Below are 20,443 nucleotides of genomic sequence, written 5' to 3' on the forward strand. Positions count from 1 at the left end.
GTTGAGAGTATGATTTTGCGCAGTTCCTTTTTTTTTTTCGATATTTCGTCCATTAAATATTTGTTTAGTTTAAGAAAGTTGTAGCTTTCCTATTTAAACGATTGCGTGATTTCAGATAACTATATTAATCAGTTACTTGAATCAATTTCTGTTAGAGATTGTGAAAAGTCTTATAAAGAGTTATTCATTGCCCTACATGATAAGCTATATAAGTTCGCGTATGCTATTTTAAAATCTGCTGAAGATGCAGAAGAAGTTGTGTCTGATCTCTTCATTAACGTATGGGTTAAAAGAAAAAGCCTAAAACCGCTCAATAACCCAACTCTATATCTATTTATTGGCACCAAAAATTATGCAATTAATCGGCTGAAATTGAATAAGCGCAATATTTTACCTCAATTAGATGAACTTACCACCAATTTAGAAAGTATCTATTTTAATCCAGAAGAATTGTTCATTTCTACTGAGTTGTCCCAAAGAATATTGGCTGCTATAAATGAACTTCCCCCTAAATGTAAAATCATCTTTAAGCTAGTTAAAGAAGATGGGTTAAAATACAACGACGTTGCTCAACTGTTGGAAATCTCCTCTAAAACGGTTGAGTCTCAAATGGCTATTGCATTTAGACGGATTCGCCAATGTTTAGAATTCAAGAACGAATTCCCTGAAATTCATTCGATTTTGACCCAGAAAAAATAATTTCCCCCCTTTTAGGGGTATATCTCCATTTTCATTGTCCTTATAGGGAACATTCCGTTTATTAATGAAAGAGGAACAATTTTGGATACTCCTGACAAAAAAGCTTTGCGGGGAAGCAACTGCCGAAGAATTGGCCTTATTGCAGGAATACATTAATGAGAACAATGAGCGATTGGTTTCTCATGAAGTATTACAGGACTTATTTTCTGCTAATCCAAAATTAGAAGAAACAAATAAGCAAAAGCTGGAAGATCTTTATTTGAATCATGTTAATCGCTTAAAGTCTCAAACAAACGATTTTTCTGAAAATGATTTGCGCAATGAAAATCACCTTAAAAAAGAGAAAGCTACTTCATCACGTACCTTTCGCTTGATCAAAATTGTTTCATCTATAGCGGCTGTAGGTATTGGTTTATTCTTTATAGTTGAATCCTTTTTTGATGAAAAACAGAATATTGTTCAAGGTACGCGCTCGCACAATGAGGTAAATGTAAGCATGGGCTCAAAGTCTAAAGTAGTTTTACCTGATGGTACACAGGTTTGGATTAATTCTGGCAGCAAACTCACTTATAATGGTTCATTTAAAGGGAATTTGAGAGAAGTTGTTTTAGACGGGGAAGCTTATTTTGACGTGGTTCGTGACATTGCACGCCCCTTTATAGTTCATACTTCAGCTATTGATATTCATGTATTGGGAACAGTTTTTAATGTAAAAGCTTATGATGTTGATAAAACTATTGAAGCTACTTTAATTCATGGATCAATAGAAGTTGTTAATAGAAAGCAACCAAGTGCCCCTAAAGTAATGCTTAAACCACACGAGAAAATCATCTTTAATAAAGACTTGGTGCTCAGTAGAAAAGACGCAAAAACTCAATATGTTCCTAAGCCAACTGAATTACCCATTACATATTATGCGCTGGTTACTCCAATTCCAAAAAGTATTTCTGATTCTAGTATAATAGAAACAAGTTGGGTATATAATAAAATTGTATTTGAGGAAGAGAAAATGTCTGATATAGCTGTTAAGCTTGAAAGATGGTACAATGTCAAAATTGAAATTGCAGATGAAAAAATTCGCAATATTCGGCTTAGTGGTTCTTTTGTTGATGAATCTATAGAAGAGGCATTGAGAGATTTACAATTACTAATCCCTTTTAAATACCAAAACAAAAACAATATGATTACAATTAGTAAAAAATAAAAACGGGAAATGTTCCAGCATTTCCCGCAAAAGTGTAGCAAACAACTCTTGGAGTAAACTCCAAATGACGTTGCATTCTTTTATCATCTAAACCAAAATTATGCAAAAAAGTGTACATCCTAGCCACAAAAAGTGGCGCAGGACGCTTCTTAAATCCTTGCTTATTATGAAGCTTGCCATTGTAATTACCTTATTAACGGTCATGCAGGTAAATGCAACCACCTCTGCTGGTCAAAAAGTTAATCTAAAGACTTCTAAGACGGAAATCAAGAAAGTATTAAAACAAATAGAAAATGAAGGATATTTTCGTTTTCTATACAATTCGGATTTGAAAGACTTGAAAACAAAAGTGAATTTCAGTGCTTTCAATTGGACAATTGACCAATCTTTAAATGGCTTGTTTACAGGAACTAATTTAACCTATAAGCAATTGGGCGGTAATCTTTTTGCCATATTATCTACAAATGAAATAGAAAATGAGCGCATTAAAATTACTGGCAAAATTGTTGGAGAAAACAATGAGCAATTATCTGGTGCTTCTGTTTTGGAAAAAGGGACCAACAATGGAACATCAGCAGATAACAATGGTAACTTTGTTATAACAGTTGACAAAAACGCAACATTAGTAGTTAGTAGCCTTGGATATGAGCCAATTGAAATAAAAGTGGCGGGTCGTTCCATTGTTGACGTTCAGCTTACTTTATCTGTTAAAAAAATGGATGAAGTAGTTGTTATTGGATATGGAACCGCAAGTAAAAGAGATCTCACAGGATCTATTGTAAAGATTGCCGGTAAAGATGTTGCAGACAAACCCAATACCAACCCTGTAGCTTCATTACAAGGTAAAGTTGCGGGTCTTTCTGTTGTAAATAGTGGCACTCCAGGAGCTGCCCCAGATATCAGAATTAGGGGAACAATTAGTATTGGTTCTGTGAGACCTTTATATGTTGTTGATGGTGTATTCAATGATAATATAGATTATATTAATCCTAATGATATTGAATCTATTGAAGTATTAAAGGACCCATCCTCCCTCGCTATATTTGGTGTAAGAGGTGCAGCAGGAGTTATTGCCATTACAACCAAACGAGCAAAAGCTGGTCAAGTAATCATCAATTTCAATAGCTCTTACGGCTTTAAAAAATTGGTGAATAAAATTCAATTAGCCAGTGGCGAACAGTTCAAAACGCTATATGAAGAAGAGAAAGCCAATATTGGCGTAACATCTCCATTTGATTATAGCAACTGGACAGCAAATACCGATTGGATTGATGCAGTAACTAGAACTGGTTCGTTTAGCTCAAGTAACTTAAGCTTATCATCTAGTACAGAAAAAAATAAATTTAATTTTGGTATTGGTTATACTGGGGATGAGGGTCTAATAAAGCATGAAAAATTAGAAAGATTTCAGCTTTCTTTTAATGATGAAGTGAAATTGAATAAATCTATAAGAGTTGGTATTAATTTTAATGCTACTCGTCAAAATAATCCATATAATGCTACTTATATTTTAGACCAGGCACGTAAAGTTATTCCATTAGTTAGCGATGGAACAATTCCTATTAAAGCTAAAAATCCTTATGGTCTTGATAGCACTGTTCAAAATTTATACTATGAGCTTCCATCAATTCAAAATTCTGGTGTAGTAAATCCATTGATTCAACTAGAGAATGAATACAATAAAACAAAAAATGTAGAATATAGAACTGTGGGTAGTGTTTTTGGAGAAGTTAATTTCTTAAGAAACTTTACATTTAAAGCTAGTTTTTATGCAGACATTAGTAATGTAAATATTAGACAATACACACCACTTTATAATGCTTATGATGCTGCTCTTAAACGAGCTTTTTTGTATAGTCGTACTACAACCGTTTCTGAAAATGATCTTTCTTACAAAAAATTTCAACAAGATTATATTTTAAATTATAGGAAAAGTTTTGGAGACCATAATTTGACAGCTATGGCTGGTTGGACAACCTATTATTACGGGAACTTTAATAGATTTGCTTCGGCAAGACAAAGTGCAACAGGAGCAGCAATTCCTGATGATGAAAGGTTCTGGTTCATCAATAATGGGTTTACAGACCCCACAACAAAAGTGTCTAACTCAGATCAAAGAGAAAGAACAACCGCGTCTGGATTATTGCGTGTACTATATAATTACCAAGGGAAATATTTCCTGAATGCCTCTTTACGTAGAGATGGTTCTTCTCAAATTTCTCCTAATAACCGTTGGCAGAACTTTTGGGCTGTTGGTGGAGCTTGGGAAATTACAAGAGAGAATTTCTTCCAAAACCAAAGCATTTTTGATTTCTTAAAGCTTAAAGCTTCAATAGGTGTTTTAGGTAACCAAAATACCTACGGTTATGATTATCCCTTCTATCCAGGTTTAGTTGCTGGTAATGCTGCAGTATTTGGAAACTTAGTTTACAATGCCTATTCTCAATCTTATTTGCCTAATCCCAATTTGAAATGGGAAACTGTTCATGCAAAGGAAATTGGATTTGAATTTAATGCACTTAAGAATAAGCTGCACGTAGAATTTAGCTACTTTAATAAGCTAACAAAAGACCTTATGACATTTATTCCAGGTAGTCAAGGGGTTTCAAATGGTTTAGATAATATAGGAAGTATCAGAAACAGTGGCATTGAACTATCTGCAAGCTATACAAAAGAATTTTCAAAAGATCTTTCTTTAACTGTTAGTGGAAACTTTACAACTTATAAAAATAAAGTAGAGTCATTGGCAACAAAAGAATTCTCAATTGTTTCTGGAGTTAATAGAACAACAGTGGGGTTACCAATTGGGTATTTCTATGGGTATATAGTAGAGGGTATTTATCAGTCATATGCAGAAAAATTAGGTTCTCCAGTTAATACAGAATTTTCATATGGTCCTGGCGACTTGAAATACAAAGATATTAATGGGGATGGGAAAATTAATACAGCAGATAGAACTATGATTGGAAATCCTACGCCTGATTTTGCTTATGGTGGAACAATTTCTTTAAAGTACAAAAATGTAGACTTTGGTATTGATTTAGGTGGAGTATATGGAAATGAGATTTTTAGAAATTGGGGAGGTACAGAATCGCCATTCCAAAGAGTAAATTATGCTGCTTTCAAAGTAAACAGATGGCATGGTCCTGGAACTTCAAATTGGGATCCAATTCTTGCACAAGACCATAGAATTAATTACGAAGCATCTACATATAACATTGAAGATGGTAGTTATTTCAGAATAAGAAATATACAATTAGGATACAATTTGTCTTCTTCATTTTTAAATAAAGCAAAAATTAAATCCTTAAGAGCATTTGTTAATGTTCAGAACTTCAATACTTGGAAAAGAAATTCTGGATATACGCCAGAGTTTGGAGGAAGTGCAGTTTCCTTTGGAGTTGACAATGCTGGTGGTGCCATTCCATTAACAACCACTTTTGGATTAAATGTAACTTTCTAAGAACAATAAATTATTATTCAATATGAAAAAGAATATAAAAATAGTTTTCTCGATGTTGGCATTGTCTTCCATGATAATGTTGCTCGCGGGCTGTAATAAATTTCTGGACAGAAAGCCACTTACTGCAACTTTAGATGATTTAAATCAGGGTGGTTTAGAAGGTCAGATTTATGGGTTATATAGTAACCTAAGAAACAGCGCAGGCTTTACAACTATTCCATGGTTAGCCATGCATGATTTTAGATCAGATGATTCAGAAAAAGGATCAGATCCATCTGATGGCGCTGAGTGGGTTGCTCCATTTGATAGATACCAATATGTTAAGGATTTATGGGCTAGTAATACTTATTGGGACGACCATTACGCCTTAATCAATTTAGCAAACACCGCAATTCAAACAGCCGATTCCTTAAAGCTTACTGATCCTGCTTCTATGAATAATATTGCTGAAGCCAGATTTTTTAGAGCATTTGCCTACTTTGATTTAGTAAGAAGTTTTGGGGATGTTCCAAAAATTGATTTCAGGGTATATAATGCATCACAAGCGAATATTGCAAAGTCTCCTGCATCAGCAATTTATGCTTTGATTGATGCAGATTTAACTTTTGCTGCAGGTAACCTTCCAACAGTTTGGGGTAATCAATATCCAGGTAGGCTTACGAGCGGCGCTGTTAAAACCTTACATGCGAAGTCGTATCTCTTTAGAGGCAATTGGTCTCAAGCACTAAGTTTATCTCAACAAGTTATTTCTTCTGGTTCATATTCATTGTTTAGTAGTTATTACGGAATTTTTAAAGATGCTGGTGAAAATAGCAGTGAATCTATTTTTGAAATACAAGCATATGTAAGTCCCAATGGCTCTATTAACAACGGATGTCAATTTGCAACAACACAAGGTGTAAGAGGATCTAATGCGAGTGGATGGAATTTAGGTTGGGGTTGGAATACACCTACCGATAATTTAGTTGCTGCTTATGAACCTGGAGATGTTAGAAAAGGATCAACTATTTTATTCTCAGGGCAATCAGATGATCCTTCTACTGGAGGGTATGGTAGAGTACTACCTGGTTCAACTTTTGATGTTCCAGCCGGCCCATTGCCAAGAAAGTATTGGAATAAGAAGATCTATGCTGATCCAGCATATAGAGCATCTACCGGCCAATCAGACAATCCAAATTGGATCAATAAAAGAATTTTTCGTTACGCTGATGTATTGCTAATGGCTGCAGAATGTCATAATGAGTTAGGTAATGGCGCACAGGCAATCCCTTTTGTAAATGCGGTTAGAAATCGTGCAGGATTGGCAAATATTACCTTCACTACACAGGCTGATTTGCGAAATTTGATAAAGCAAGAAAGACGTGTTGAGTTTGGTGTAGAAGGAGAAAGATTTTTTGATTTAGTTAGGTGGGGGGATGCCGTTACTGTTTTAGGTCCATTGGGATATACCAATAAATGTAGGTTTTATCCTATACCTCAACCTGCAATTGATAAGTCTGGAGGTTTGTTAGTTCAAAATCCAGAGTGGTAATTGTTGGGTATACCTTTTACAACTTTTAAATCAGAAATTATGTATAAAACAAATTTTAATAATAAAGTTAATATATTGGCTTTATTGGCAATCATACTATTCAGCTGTCAAAAAATGGATCGCCCTGCTTTAGCTAATTATGTTAAAGACGCCAACCCCCCTGGCGGTCCTTTAAAATTCTATACTGCTTTTGATGGAACTACTTCAGATCCATTGATGAACGCAGTTGATAGCATTAGAGCAACTTTTGCTTCTGCAAACCCATTAACTTCTATTGCTGGTATATCTGGAAAAGCAGTACAGGGCACCGATGGTAAAGCATTGCTATATCCTTCTGCAAACGATTTTAAAACTGCAACAAGCTTTAGCATATCATTTTGGTTAAAAAACACTGCGCAAGCTGGTAGAACAGAATTTCTTTTTTCATTGGTTGATGATACTTATGGTTGGCATCATAGTGCTGCATTTGTATTAGTAGAGAATCAAACACCTACTAAAGCCACAATGAAATTTGGATTGATGGATCAATGGCTTGAAGGAAATTTTGAAAAGCCAATGTTTGATGGTAATTGGCATCATATTGTTTATGCTTATGATCAGGCCACTTCAAAAATGTCTTATTACTTTGATGGTGCATTGGTAACTGGTTTATCTGCAGCCCAAACAGATGCAAAGAATGGAGGAAATGCTAGAGGTGCTGTAAATTTTTCTAATGCAACAAATATGGTAATAGGTGGATGGAATAAACATGCAAATATTACTGGCCCTACTGATGGTTGGATTAGTTCTTTCACCGGCGGTATAGACCAGTTTAGGTTGTATAGTAAAGCACTTACTTCAACTGAAGTAGCTGCTTTGTATACGAACAAAAATTAAGTTTTGGCAGTTTTTAACATGAGCAAAGGGCTGATCTTTTAAGTATCAGTCCTTTGTATTTTATATTAAATTCTATGATAAAAGTGCATTCACTTCCAATTAAGCTGCTTTGTAATTTTTTAGTTTTAGTTTTCCTGCTTGGGGCTTGCAAAAATAAACAAACACTGTTTTCTAAAGTAAGCCCAATAACTTCAAATATTTCATTTACCAATGAATTAATAGAAAAGGATGGATTAAGTATTCTTTATTACCTCTATTATTATAATGGGGGTGGTGTTGCAACAGGAGATATTAACAATGATGGTTTAATTGATATTTATTTTACTGCAAATTCTACAGGTAAGAATAAACTTTATTTAAATAAAGGTGATTTTAAGTTTGAAGATATTACGGATAAATCTGGCGTTAAAGGAATTTCTGATTGGTGTTCAGGGGTAACTATGGCAGATGTTAACGCGGACGGTTACTTGGATATTTATGTATCTACTGTAAGTAATAAGTATGGATTAAAAGGGCACAACGAATTATATATTAATAATAAAAATGGAACATTTACAGAAGAATCTTCAAAGTATGGGTTAAATACTGCTTGTTTTTCTACACAGTCTGTTTTTTTCGATTACGATCTTGATGGAGATTTAGATTGTTATATTTTAAATCAATCACATAAACCGCATGCTAATATTGTTAATATTAGCAATAGAGCCAATTATGATTCTTTGTCTGGTGATCGATTGTTTCGAAATGATGTTGCTACTACTGGTAAATTTACCGACGTTACTGCAGCTTCTGGAATTTATCAGAGTAATCTTGGATATGGTTTGGGAATTTCAATTGGTGATTTAAATAATGATGGGTGGGATGATATTTATATTGGAAATGATTTTCATGAAAACGACTACTATTATGTAAACCAACAAAATGGAACTTTCAAGGAAGTTGGGGCTGATCACTTTGGTCACTATAGTAGATTTAGTATGGGAAATGATATTGCAGATTATAATAATGATGGACAATTAGATATTATTACTGTTGATATGCTGCCCCCTGATGAAAAGACATTAAAAACTTATGGAAGTGACGAAAATCCTGACATCTATAAGGTTAAGTTAGAGCGAAATGGATATCAGAAGCAGTATTCACGTAATAGCTTACATAAAAACAATGGCAATGGTGTTACTTTTAGTGAAGTTGGTTTAATGGGGGGTGTTTCAGCTACTGATTGGAGTTGGGCTCCACTTTTTGCCGATTTTGATAATGACGGTAATAAAGATCTTTTTATTTCTAGTGGAATAGTAAAACGCCCAGTTGATTTAGATTATGTTCAATTTGTTTCTGATATGAAGTCTAATAAGGGACTTGATATAACTGATAAATTTGATCAAGAAGTAATTGATAAAATGCCTGATGGTAGTTCTCATCCATTTATGTTTAAAGGTGATGGATTACATCAATTTACTGATGTAAGTAAGGAATGGGGAACTGCAAATATGAAAGGCTATTATACGGGGGCTTCCTATGCAGATTTCAATAACGACGGCAAACTAGATGTAATTATTAACCCAATCAATGAAAAAGCAGTTTTATTAAAGAATACTTCTTCCGATAGTAGTATGGCTATTTCATTAAAGGGAAATACTGCCAATACCTTTGGAATTGGTGCTAAAGTGTATTTGTTTAATCAATCGAAAACGCAGTATCAGCAGATGATGTTGACACGTGGTTTTCAGTCTTCTACTGCTCCAGAATTACACTTCGGATTGCCTAATGGTCAATTACCCGATAGCATTTTAGTAGTTTGGCCAAATAATACATTTCAATTGATTAAAAAGAATATTGGTTTTGGAAAGATGCAGATTCAACAAGATGATGCAAAAGGGACTTTTGATTTTTCTTCATTTTTTCAATCTTCTCAAAATCGTTTAACCAATATTAGTAAAGATGTATTGGTCAAATGGGTGCATCAAGAAAATGATTTTATTGATCATAATCGACAATACTTAATTCCACATCAATTATCTACAAGAGGTCCTAAAATAGCAGTAGCAGACATTAATAAGGATGGACTTGAAGATTTTTTTGTTTGTGGTGCTTCCGAGCAGCCAAATACTATATTGGTTCAGAAAGCAAATGGAAATTTTGAAAAAATGATTTTACCTAATTCTGGGATGTCTTTACATGCCGAGAAAGTAGATGCTGTATTTTTTGATGCCAATTTGGATGGCTATCAAGACCTTTATATAGTAAGCGGTGGCAATCAATACGATAATGGCAATCCTGCACTTCTTGATCATTTTTATTTGAGTAATGGGAAGGGAGGATTTGTTCCTTCTGATCATTTAATACCTAAACTAGCTTTTAATAAATCTTCTGTAACTACTATTGATTTTGATAAAGATGGAGACACAGATTTATTTATAACAGGATTAGCAGATGCTGCCAAATATGGAATAGCCCAATCTTCTTATTTATTAGTGAATAACGGTAAAGCGTTATTCAGTGTTGCTCCTAATTCAATAATTAACGCTGACAACCTTGGAATGGCTACCAGTTCAACGTCTGCAGATGTAAACAATGATGGTTGGAGTGATTTAATTATAGCGGGTGAATGGATGAAAATTACACTGTTCCAAAATCAGAAAGGCAAATTTGAAAAAGTCACTATTCCAAACTCAAGTGGGCTATGGCAAACTATTGTTCAAACTGATATAAATAATGATGGGTGGATAGATTTTTTGGCAGGGAATTGGGGACACAATACCAAATTAAGTTCAGGTAAGAATGGGCCTTTAAAGTTATATGTAAAAGACTTTGATAACAATGGATCGCTTGAACAAGTGATGTGTTACACTATAAACAATAACGAGTATACTTTTCTTGGGAAAGATGAATTAGAGAGGGCGCTCCCTGTGCTTAAAAAAGCATATTTAAAATATGGTGAAGTTGCTGGTAAAACGGTTCAGTACATGTTCTATGATTTATTTAAAGATTATATAGAATTAGATGCTGTTACCCTCAGTTCTGTATGTTTTATAAATAATGGCAAGGGAGGCTTCAAAATGGTTGATCTACCAAAGGAATTGCAAATGGCTCCCATTTATTCGTTTACTAAAATTATGAATCAAAATAGTAATGGATATGTTGCGTTTGGAAATTTTTTCGGTGTAATTCCATATGAAGGCCAATATGATGCATTACAGCCTACTTATTTTAATTTTAATCAGCAACAAAATAAGTTTTTATTCGAGGGTATTATTCCTGATTTGCGAGGTGAATTTAGAGATGCAAAATGGTTGTGTAATAGGGATAATAAAAAGCGGTTAGTGGCTACTAGAAATAATAATACGTTAGTTTTTTTTGAATAAAATTTAATGACTCTAAATACCTTTAACAATGTTTAAATTAGGCTCAATCATTATAGTATTGATTTTATTGAGCTTTTGCTCCAATAAAAATAAGCTAGCCCTAAATGATAATGTAGTAGATAACGCTGCTAAAACTTATTATTGGGTAACTACTGGTGATCAATCTCAGTTGCTAACTAAACAATCTTTTATTTTAAAAACTGGGGAAGTTAATAATGCCTTGTCAGTAATTGATATAGATACTGCAACCAAATACCAAATAGTAGATGGTTTTGGCTATACTTTAACTGGAGGAAGTGCTTATTTAATAAATCAAATGGAGAGTAACGCTAAAGCTAGTTTGCTTAATGAGTTATTTGGCAGTAATGAAAATGCTATTGGAGTTAATTATTTAAGAATTAGTATCGGCGCTTCAGATTTAAGCAGTACTGTTTTTAGTTATAACGATTTGCCAGCTGGGCAAACAGATACTTTATTAAATGAATTTTCTTTATCTGCAGACACAATTGATCTTATTCCAATTCTTCAAAAAATTGTAGCCATTAATCCTGCAATTAAGATAATGGCTACACCTTGGAGTCCACCTATTTGGATGAAAGACAATCTAAATAGTATTGGAGGCAGTTTGCTGTCTAAATATTTTCATGTTTATGCTAATTATTTTGTGAAGTATTTACAGCAAATGAAATTAAAAGGAATTTCCATTGACGCTATAACTATTCAAAATGAGCCTCAACATGGCGGGAATAATCCCAGTATGTTAATGAGTGCTAATCAACAAGCTGATTTTATTAAAAATCACTTAGGGCCATTATTTGAAAAAAACGGAATTAAAACAAAAATTGTTATTTGGGATCATAATTGCGACAATCCCAATTATCCAATTTCCATTTTAAATGATCTAGCAGCAAAGAAGTATATTGATGGATCCGCCTTTCATTTGTATAATGGAGATATTAGCGCATTGTCTACTGTATATAATGCACACCCAGATAAATCTCTTTATTTTACTGAACAATGGACAGGTAAAAATGGAACCTTTGATGGCGACCTAAAATGGCATATCAAAAATGTAATTATAGGATCTATGCGCAATCATAGCAAAAATGCTTTAGAGTGGAATTTAGCAAATGATCCATCCTTCGGGCCAAGAACACCAGGAGGCTGTACAGAATGTAAAGGTGCTTTAACAATTGCTGGATCTACTGTATCAAAAAATGTTGCATTTTATATAATTGCACATGCTTCTAAGTTTATCCCCTCCGGATCTATTAGAATTGGGAGTGGGATAGTGGGAAATTTATTCTCTGCGGCCTTTTTAACTCCGGATGGAAAAAAAGTAGTGATTGTCTTGAATAATGGTAATCAAGAAGAGCAGTTTAATTTGCGAATCAATAAGCGTTGGTTAAGTTCGAGTTTAAAGGGCGGTGCAGTGGCAACTTTTGTAATTTAATTTAATTGAGATGAATTATGCAGAATAAACTATTTCATATAAGCTTATGTTTAATAAGTTCAATTATTTTTCATGGTTGTAAAAAAAATAATCAAGTAACTGAAACCCCAATAGTAATTCCACAAGCACTTCTTAATACATCTATTCAATTAAATAATCTTGTTGTTAATTCAAGTGCTAACTATGACGTAAACATTGCTACCAAAATTAAACTTGCCTTTAATAACAAGGTTGATAAAGTAACTGTTCCTCAAGCTGTAACTATATCTTTAAATGGAGTGGAGAATGTTACATTAAATTTTTCATACGAGAATAATGATAGTAGTATTGTTGTTGTCCCTAGTACTCCTTTAAAGCATTTATCTAAGTATTTAGTTAGTGTAAGTACAAGCTTGACGTCTTCGCAAAAAGGGAAATTAAATATTCCTATTTCAATTAGTTTTATCACCAGCATTGATTCTACCAATAAGTTTCCGGTCATATCTGATAATGCATTATTGGATACTATTCAAAAAAGAACGTTTAAGTATTTCTGGGATTTTGCACACCCCGTATCGGGATTATCTAGAGAAAGAAATTCTTCAGGCGAAATTGTAACCATTGGTGGGTCTGGTTTTGGTATTATGTCATTAATTGTTGCTGTTGATAGAAACTTTATTACTCGTGCTCAAGCATTAGAAAGGTTAAAATTAATTGTTGACTTTCTAAAAAACAAAGCGCAAAAATTTCATGGAGCTTTCCCGCATTGGATAAATGGCACAACTGGAGAAGTAATACCCTTTAGTTCAAAAGACAACGGTGCTGATTTAGTTGAAACATCTTATTTAATTGCAGGTCTACTTTCGGCTAGAATGTATTTTAATGAGTCAACTGTTTCTGAAAACACACTAAGGGCTGATATCAATTCAATTTGGGATGGAGTAGAATGGAATTGGTTTAGACAAAATAACCAAGATGTACTTTATTGGCATTGGAGTCCTAATTTTCAATGGGAAATGAATTTAAAAATCCAAGGTTGGAATGAATGTTTAATTACCTATATATTGGCTTCATCCTCAAATAATAATAATATACCTACTTCTGTATACCATAATGGTTTTGCTCGAAGTGGGGCTATGGTTAATAACAATTCATATTATAATATTAAGTTAACATTAGGTCCGGCATTCGGTGGTCCTTTGTTTTTTGCGCAGTATAGTTTTTTAGGAATTGACCCTCGTGGATTAAGCGATCAATACACTAATTATAATAATTATGTAGTAAATCATACTAGAATAAACTATGAATATTGTAAAGCGAATCCTAAACAGTTTTTTGGTTACAGCGAGAATGCATGGGGACTTACTGCAAGTGATATTCCCAATGGGTATGCTGCAAGTTCGCCCACAAATGATTTGGGGGTAATTACCCCTACTGCTGCATTGTCATCTTTTCCATATACACCCAAAGAGAGCATGCAAGCGCTCAGATTTTTTTACTATATGCTTGGCGATAAAATTTGGTCTGATTATGGTTTTGTTGATGCTTACAAATTGCAAGATTTATGGTTTGCCAGTTCTACATTGGCTATTGATCAGGGACCAATTATTATCATGATCGAAAATTATCGATCTGGACTCATTTGGGGCTTATTAACTTCATGCCCTGAACTTAAAGTGGGTATGAGAAAGCTTGGTTTTACTGCGCCATATTTATAAAAATTCATTTATGAAACTTTATAGTATTTTATTTATCATCATTCTTTTGGGATCAGGTGGGTTATTGGCCCAACAGAAAACATATTGCAATCCAATCAATATTGATTACGGATTTACACCAATTCCTAATTTTTCTGAATGGGGCAAACACCGTGCTACTGCTGATCCTGTCATTGTAAATTTTAAAGGAGATTATTATTTATTTAGTACGAATCAATGGGGCTATTGGCATAGTAATGATATGCTTAAATGGAACTTTATTTCTAAGAAATTCCTAAGACCTTGGAACAAAGGTTATGATGAACTCTGTGCACCTGCAGTTGGTGTTATTGGTGATACAATGATTGTTTTTGGATCTACTTATACCAATAATTTTACTTTATGGATGAGTACCAATCCAAAAGCTAATGAATGGAAACCATTGGTTGATTCGTTTGAAATTGGTGGTTGGGACCCAGCTTTTTTTACAGATGATGATGGTAAATTGTACATGTATAATGGTAGTAGCAATGTGTTTCCTTTATATGGAATAGAGTTAGATCGGAAAACTTTTAAACCAATTGGAACTCGTAAAGAAATTTATCACCTTAAATCATGGAGATATGGTTGGCAAAGATTTGGTGAGCATATGGATAATACCTTTTTAGACGCATTCATGGAAGGTGCATGGATTACTAAATACAAAAACAAATATTATTTGCAATATGGAGCTCCAGGTACTGAATTCAGTGGCTATGCAGATGGTGTAGCAATCGGAAATTCGCCTTTAGGACATTTTGAAGAGCAATCGGACCCATTGAGTATGAAGCTTGGAGGTTTTGCAAGAGGTGCAGGACATGGGGCAAGTTTTCAAGATAATTCTGGAAAATATTGGCATGTAAGTACTATCATGTTATCTGTTAAGAACAATTTTGAAAGAAGAATTGGAATTTGGCCAACTGGATTTGATGCCGATGATATGATGTGGACAAGCACGGCTTTTGGTGATTATCCTCATTATTCACCAAAGTATAGAGAAATGGATCAAGTTCCACTACAATCTAATCCGGCATTTACTGGTTGGATGCTATTGAATTATAGAAAGCCTGTTAGGGTTTCTTCTACACTGGGAGGATATAGTGCAAATAATATCAACGATGAGCAAATGAAAACCTATTGGAGTGCTGTTTCTGCCAATCAATCTGAGTGGTTGCAATCTGATTTGGGTTCTATTGTAAAGGTAAATGCAATACAAATTAATTATGCCGATCAAGATGCTACATTTTTGGGTAAGCAAACCAATTTGTATCATCAATACAAAATATTTGCTTCAGATGACGGTGTTAAATGGAACTTAATCATCGACAAATCATCTAATAAAACAGATATTCCACACGAATATGTTGAATTGGAGAAGCCAATTCTTACTCGGTTTCTTAGAATGGAAAATGTACATATGGCATCAGGTAAATTTGCCATTAGTGGTTTTAGAGTGTTTGGTATTGGGAATGGACCTAAACCCCCACCAGTTAATCAATTTATGGTACTAAGAACTGAAAAAGACAAAAGGAGTGCTTGGATTAAATGGTCGCCAGTTGATGATGCCTATGGGTATAATATTTACTATGGAACTAGTCCTGATAAGTTATATAATTGCATCACAGTTCATGATATAAATGAGTATTGGTTTAACGGAATGGATTTGAAAAAGCCTTATTATTACACTATTGAAGCAATTAGTGAAAATGGGCAATCTGATAAATTTAAAATTTTAAAAGTGGAATAATGAAAAACATAATAAAATTTGCTTTGACTTTTGGTTGGCTTTTTATTTTAAGTGAACTGAGTGCACAGGATGCTAAAATGAATGCATTCATCAACCAGTTGATGGCTAAAATGACATTAGAAGAAAAACTGGGTCAGCTTAATTTGCCTAGCTCTGGCGATTTTGTTACGGGTGCTGCCGCTAGTTCTGATATAGCTAAGAAAATTGAAGCGGGTAAAGTAGGTGGCTTATTCAATATTAAATCAGTAGCGAAAATTAAAGAGGTTCAAAAGTTAGCTGTTGAAAAAAGCAGACTCAAAATTCCTTTGATGTTTGGAATGGATGTGATTCACGGATATGAAACAGTGTTTCCCATCCCTTTAGGAATGAGTGCAACTTGGGACATGCCTTTAATTGAACGTAGTGCAAGAATTGCGGCCAACGAAGCCAGTTCAGATGGAATTAACTGGACTTTTTCTCCAATGGTAGATGTTTCTAGAGATCCAAGATGGGGTAGAATTTCAGAAGGAAATGGAGAAGATCCTTACTTGGGTGCGCAAATTGCCAAAGCAATGGTGAAGGGGTACCAAGGCAATGATTTGTCTAAAAATAATACCTTGCTTTCTTGTGTAAAACATTATGCGCTGTATGGTGCTGCTGAAGCTGGAAGAGATTATGGTACTACCGATATGAGTCGTGTAAGAATGTTTAATGAATATATGTTGCCTTATAAAGCTGCAGTAGATGCCGGTGTTGGTTCTGTAATGGCTTCCTTTAATGAAATTGATGGGTTGCCTGCACACGGCAATAAATGGTTGTTAACCGATGTATTAAAAAAGCAATGGGGTTTTAAAGGAATGGTTGTATCCGATTATACCGGCATTAATGAAATGATTGCACATGGGGTTGGAGATTTAAAAACAGTTTCTGCATTATCTATGAATGCGGGCTTAGATATGGATATGGTAGGGGAAGGATTTTTAACCACTTTAGGGGCTTCATTAAAAGAGAAAAAAGTTTCACAAGCTCGAATTGATGAAGCGTGTAGAAAAATTTTAGAAGCCAAATATAGATTGGGATTATTTGAAGATCCTTATAGATATATTGACGAGAATAGAGCAAAAACAGAAGTGTTTTCTGCTGCCAATAGAAAAGAAGCAAGAACCATTGCTGCACAGAGTTTTGTGTTATTGAAGAATGCCAACAATACTTTGCCTTTAAAAAAATCTGGCTCCATTGCATTAATTGGACCATTGGCTGATAATAAAGAAAATATGGGTGGTACTTGGAGTGTAGCCGCTAATTTAAGTAAAGCCACTTCTTTGTTACAAGCATTCAAAGAAACTATTGGAGACAAAGTAGCTATTCATTACGCAAAGGGTTCAAATTTAGATGCTGATGCCAAATTTGAAGAGCGTGCTGGTATGTTTGGTAAGTCTTTAAAGCGAGATGAAAGAACCGATGACCAACTATTGAATGAAGCTTTGGATGCAGCTGCCAAGTCTGACGTTATTGTAGTTGCTGCTGGGGAGAGTGCTGAAATGAGCGGTGAAGCAAGTAGTAGAAGTAACTTGGATATTCCTGGTGTTCAAAAGAATTTAATTAAAGCTTTATTAAAAACCGGTAAGCCGGTTGTATTGGTATTGTTCACAGGAAGACCATTAACCCTTACTTGGGAAAATGAATATGTTCCTGCTATTTTAAATGTTTGGTTTCCTGGTTCTGAAGGTCCTTATGCTATTGCTGATGTATTGTTTGGCGATGTGAATCCTTCTGGAAAATTATCTGCTACTTTTCCTCAGAATGTTGGGCAGGTACCTTTGTTTTACAACCATAAAAACACTGGCCGTCCTTTGCGTGGACCTTGGTTTCAAAAGTTTCAGAGCAATTATTTAGATGTGAGCAATGATCCATTGTATCCTTTTGGTTATGGCTTAAGCTACACGAGTTTTAGTTACAGTGATGTAGTATTAAGTAGTTCAAAAGCAAAAGGGAATCAAGCGGTAACTGCTTCTGTAACCCTTACCAATACTGGCGCATACGAGGGAAAAGAAGTGGTACAATTGTATATAAGAGATTTAGTTGGTTCTATTACCAGACCGGTTAGTGAGTTAAAAGGATTTCAAAAAATTAGTTTGAAACCCGGTGAATCTACTAAAGTAAGTTTTACCATAACGCCCGAAGATTTGAAATTCTACAATTATGATTTGAAATACGATTGGGAAGCTGGCGATTTTGAAATCATGATTGGTACCAATGCGCAAACTGTTAAAAAAGCCAATATTAATTGGAGTAAATAATTAGCCTTACTATTCAAATAAACAATATGAAATTTTTTGTACCTATTCTTTTAGTTGGATTAATCACCACTACTGCTCATGCGCAGGTTAAACCAGAATGGACTGCAGTGTTTAGTAAAATAAACGCTGAAATAGACCAACACTCTAAAGCTTATAGTAGTTTAAAAACCGCCACTGAAACCATTGGACATCGTTTAACTGGTTCGGAGAACGGAAAAAAAGCAGAAACTTTTGCATACAATTTATTGAAGTCTTATGGCTTTAAAGACGTGAAATACCAACCATTTGAAGTAGAGAGCTGGAGTAGGGGAACACTGTCTGTAAAAATTGGCACCGACCTCAATAACTTACAAACTGTGAAGTCTGTTTCTTTGGCCCATGCTCCTGTAAAAGCCAATGTGAAACTAGAATTGGTAGACATGGGTAATGGATTAGAAGAAGATTATATCAATAACCCAGGTAAAGTAACTGGTAAAATTGCAGTGGTGTATTTAGGTATTTTACCAGACTCTAAAACTGGTTTAAAAAATCTTCACCGTTCAGAAAAAACAGCTTTGTCTACTAAGTATGGTGCAAAAGGTATCATCATTATCAATACTGCAACTGGTGGTATTTTATTAACTGGTACTGCATCTGTAACGGGTAAATTAATTCCCGATCCTGCTGTTTGCATTGGCAAAGAAGATGGTTTAAAGTTGAAGGAAGACATGAAGAAAGCAACACATTATGCTTCTATTGATATGACCAATCAATCTGGTTTAATTAAAGCAAGGAATGTGATTGCTACTATTAAAGGAAAAACAATGCCGAAAGAAAAAGTAATTGTTGGTGGACACTTAGATAGTTGGGATTTAGCTACTGGTGCCATTGATAATGGTATTGGTTCTTTTGCTGTAATTGATATGGCTAGAACGTATATGGCCTTAAAATTACAGCCTGAGCGTACTGTTGAATTTGTACTTTTCATGGGAGAAGAAGAAGGCTTATTGGGCTCTAGGGCTTATGTAGATCAGGCTATCAAGAACAATACATTAGATCAAGTGCGTTATATGCTTAACTACGATATGACCAATGATCCTAAGGGATTTTCTACCACTATTGCAGAGAGTAAAGAGTTGTTTGTAGGTATTGGTGCCATTGTGCAAGCAGCTGATACCAGTTATAAAAATTTATTTAATAATGGAGCTGGTTTGCACAGCGATCATCAACCTTTTATGTTACAAGGTATTCCTACTGGTGGTGGTGCAGGCGGCAGATTGCCCAATAATGCAGGTCCTTGTTACCATGCAGACTGCGACGACTTTAAATTGGTAGACGAAAAAGGCTTAAAGAATACAGTGCGCAATGGCGCTATATTATTGTATGGCATTGCAGATTCTAAAGAATTAAAATCTAGAAGGTTCACCGACACTGAAGTGCGCGACTTTATGATTAAGAACAATCTGAAAGAAGCATTGGAAATAGCTGGTGAGTGGAGGTGGAAATAATTATGCTTCCCCTCTTTTATTAAATAGCTTTTGTATTTGCAAAGACAAATAAACAGTGATGACGGCGCAGATAATTCCTGCCCCTACATCTAGTGGAAAGTGTTGTGCCAAATAAACCCTGGAATAGCCTGCTAACAATGCAGCGGTGAATCCAATTAGCCAAAAATAAGTATAGGGTAGTAGTAAACAGCCTAGTAAGAATAAGCTAAATGCGGTGGTAGTATGACCTGATGGAAAGCTATTATTGCTGTGTACGGTTACTCCTTTTACGGTATGGATGGGGCTATGAGTAGTTGATTCAATTGCTGCAGTTGGCCTGGCTTCGTTGGGATAAATAATTTTTTTCCCTGTTTGAACCAGTAAGGTAGAAAGTACAATGGCGCTGAGTATCAGCGGCAATAATTTTCGTTTAAAAAAAATAAAGTACAGCCCTACTGGTACCCAGAATATACCATCTCCTGCATGGGTAAAATATTGAAAAAAGAAATCGGCAGTAGATCCTAGATTGTGGTTCAATAATAAAAACAAGTCTTCTTTGCCTCCAAGAAATGAAAATAAAAGCAGGATTATTCCTGTTGCAATACTGAGGGTGGCTCCTGTTTTAAAAGCTGATATATTCATACG

The 20,443-nt window shown here is 34.7% G+C and carries 12 protein-coding genes; 11 read left to right on the forward strand and 1 reads right to left on the reverse strand.

Annotated features, from left to right (window positions below; all coding sequences use genetic code 11):
• Positions 1 to 105 precede the first annotated feature (105 nt).
• From Q8S25_RS02035 to Q8S25_RS02085, 11 genes are all read left to right on the forward strand, one after another.
• Complete coding sequence (locus tag Q8S25_RS02035) at positions 106 to 699, forward strand: RNA polymerase sigma factor (protein WP_305534380.1); 594 nt, start codon at positions 106 to 108, stop codon at positions 697 to 699.
• A 64-nt stretch (positions 700 to 763) separates the two neighbouring features.
• Positions 764 to 1,903 carry a FecR family protein gene (locus Q8S25_RS02040; protein WP_305534382.1) on the forward strand — a complete coding sequence of 380 codons (1,140 nt, stop codon included), beginning with the start codon at positions 764 to 766 and terminating at the stop codon, positions 1,901 to 1,903.
• Positions 1,904 to 2,069: 166 nt separating this feature from the next.
• Positions 2,070 to 5,366 carry a TonB-dependent receptor gene (locus Q8S25_RS02045; protein ID WP_305534384.1) on the forward strand — a complete coding sequence of 1,099 codons (3,297 nt, stop codon included), beginning with the start codon at positions 2,070 to 2,072 and terminating at the stop codon, positions 5,364 to 5,366.
• Positions 5,367 to 5,388: 22 nt separating this feature from the next.
• The gene (locus Q8S25_RS02050; protein WP_305534386.1) at positions 5,389 to 6,897 is read left to right on the forward strand and encodes a RagB/SusD family nutrient uptake outer membrane protein; all 1,509 of its coding nucleotides are present in this window, start codon (positions 5,389 to 5,391) and stop codon (positions 6,895 to 6,897) included.
• Positions 6,898 to 6,936: 39 nt separating this feature from the next.
• Positions 6,937 to 7,773, forward strand: a complete 837-nt coding sequence (locus Q8S25_RS02055; RefSeq protein WP_305534388.1) for a LamG-like jellyroll fold domain-containing protein — start codon at positions 6,937 to 6,939, stop codon at positions 7,771 to 7,773.
• Between the two features lie 74 nt (positions 7,774 to 7,847).
• Entirely contained in the window at positions 7,848 to 11,138 is a 3,291-nt protein-coding gene (locus tag Q8S25_RS02060; RefSeq protein ID WP_305534389.1) for a VCBS repeat-containing protein, read from the forward strand.
• Positions 11,139 to 11,166: 28 nt separating this feature from the next.
• Positions 11,167 to 12,591: a glycoside hydrolase family 30 beta sandwich domain-containing protein gene (locus Q8S25_RS02065; RefSeq protein WP_305534391.1), complete on the forward strand. Its 1,425-nt coding sequence runs from the start codon at positions 11,167 to 11,169 to the stop codon at positions 12,589 to 12,591.
• Positions 12,592 to 12,608: 17 nt separating this feature from the next.
• A complete protein-coding gene (locus tag Q8S25_RS02070; RefSeq protein ID WP_305534393.1) occupies positions 12,609 to 14,288 on the forward strand; it encodes a glucoamylase family protein in 1,680 nt (559 codons plus the stop codon).
• 10 nt (positions 14,289 to 14,298) lie between these two features.
• Positions 14,299 to 16,053 (forward strand): family 43 glycosylhydrolase, encoded by a 1,755-nt coding sequence (locus Q8S25_RS02075; protein ID WP_305534395.1) that lies wholly within the window; start codon positions 14,299 to 14,301, stop codon positions 16,051 to 16,053.
• A complete protein-coding gene (bglX, locus tag Q8S25_RS02080; protein WP_305534397.1) occupies positions 16,053 to 18,332 on the forward strand; it encodes a beta-glucosidase BglX in 2,280 nt (759 codons plus the stop codon). Before Q8S25_RS02075 ends, bglX begins: the two co-directional genes overlap by 1 nt.
• Positions 18,333 to 18,358: 26 nt before the next feature.
• Positions 18,359 to 19,819 carry a M28 family peptidase gene (locus tag Q8S25_RS02085; RefSeq protein ID WP_305534399.1) on the forward strand — a complete coding sequence of 487 codons (1,461 nt, stop codon included), beginning with the start codon at positions 18,359 to 18,361 and terminating at the stop codon, positions 19,817 to 19,819.
• Here the strand turns inward: Q8S25_RS02085 and Q8S25_RS02090 are convergent, their stop codons facing one another.
• A complete protein-coding gene (locus Q8S25_RS02090) occupies positions 19,820 to 20,440 on the reverse strand; it encodes a phosphatase PAP2 family protein (protein ID WP_305534401.1) in 621 nt (206 codons plus the stop codon).
• Between the last annotated feature and the right edge of the window lie 3 nt (positions 20,441 to 20,443).

Source organism: Sediminibacterium sp. (assembly GCF_030695065.1).
In the GTDB taxonomy this organism is placed as follows: domain Bacteria; phylum Bacteroidota; class Bacteroidia; order Chitinophagales; family Chitinophagaceae; genus Sediminibacterium.

Excerpts from the sequence above, each read along its gene's own strand:
- Q8S25_RS02040 (WP_305534382.1), top strand. The coding sequence starts at position 764 with ATGAAAGAGGAACAATTTTGGATACTCCTGACAAAAAAGCTTTGCGGG.
- Q8S25_RS02045 (WP_305534384.1), top strand. The coding sequence starts at position 2,070 with ATGAAGCTTGCCATTGTAATTACCTTATTAACGGTCATGCAGGTAAAT.
- Q8S25_RS02050 (WP_305534386.1), top strand. The coding sequence starts at position 5,389 with ATGAAAAAGAATATAAAAATAGTTTTCTCGATGTTGGCATTGTCTTCC.
- Q8S25_RS02055 (WP_305534388.1), top strand. The coding sequence starts at position 6,937 with ATGTATAAAACAAATTTTAATAATAAAGTTAATATATTGGCTTTATTG.
- Q8S25_RS02060 (WP_305534389.1), top strand. The coding sequence starts at position 7,848 with ATGATAAAAGTGCATTCACTTCCAATTAAGCTGCTTTGTAATTTTTTA.
- Q8S25_RS02065 (WP_305534391.1), top strand. The coding sequence starts at position 11,167 with ATGTTTAAATTAGGCTCAATCATTATAGTATTGATTTTATTGAGCTTT.
- Q8S25_RS02070 (WP_305534393.1), top strand. The coding sequence starts at position 12,609 with ATGCAGAATAAACTATTTCATATAAGCTTATGTTTAATAAGTTCAATT.
- Q8S25_RS02075 (WP_305534395.1), top strand. The coding sequence starts at position 14,299 with ATGAAACTTTATAGTATTTTATTTATCATCATTCTTTTGGGATCAGGT.
- bglX (WP_305534397.1), top strand. The coding sequence starts at position 16,053 with ATGAAAAACATAATAAAATTTGCTTTGACTTTTGGTTGGCTTTTTATT.
- Q8S25_RS02085 (WP_305534399.1), top strand. The coding sequence starts at position 18,359 with ATGAAATTTTTTGTACCTATTCTTTTAGTTGGATTAATCACCACTACT.
- Q8S25_RS02090 (WP_305534401.1), bottom strand. The coding sequence starts at position 20,440 with ATGAATATATCAGCTTTTAAAACAGGAGCCACCCTCAGTATTGCAACA.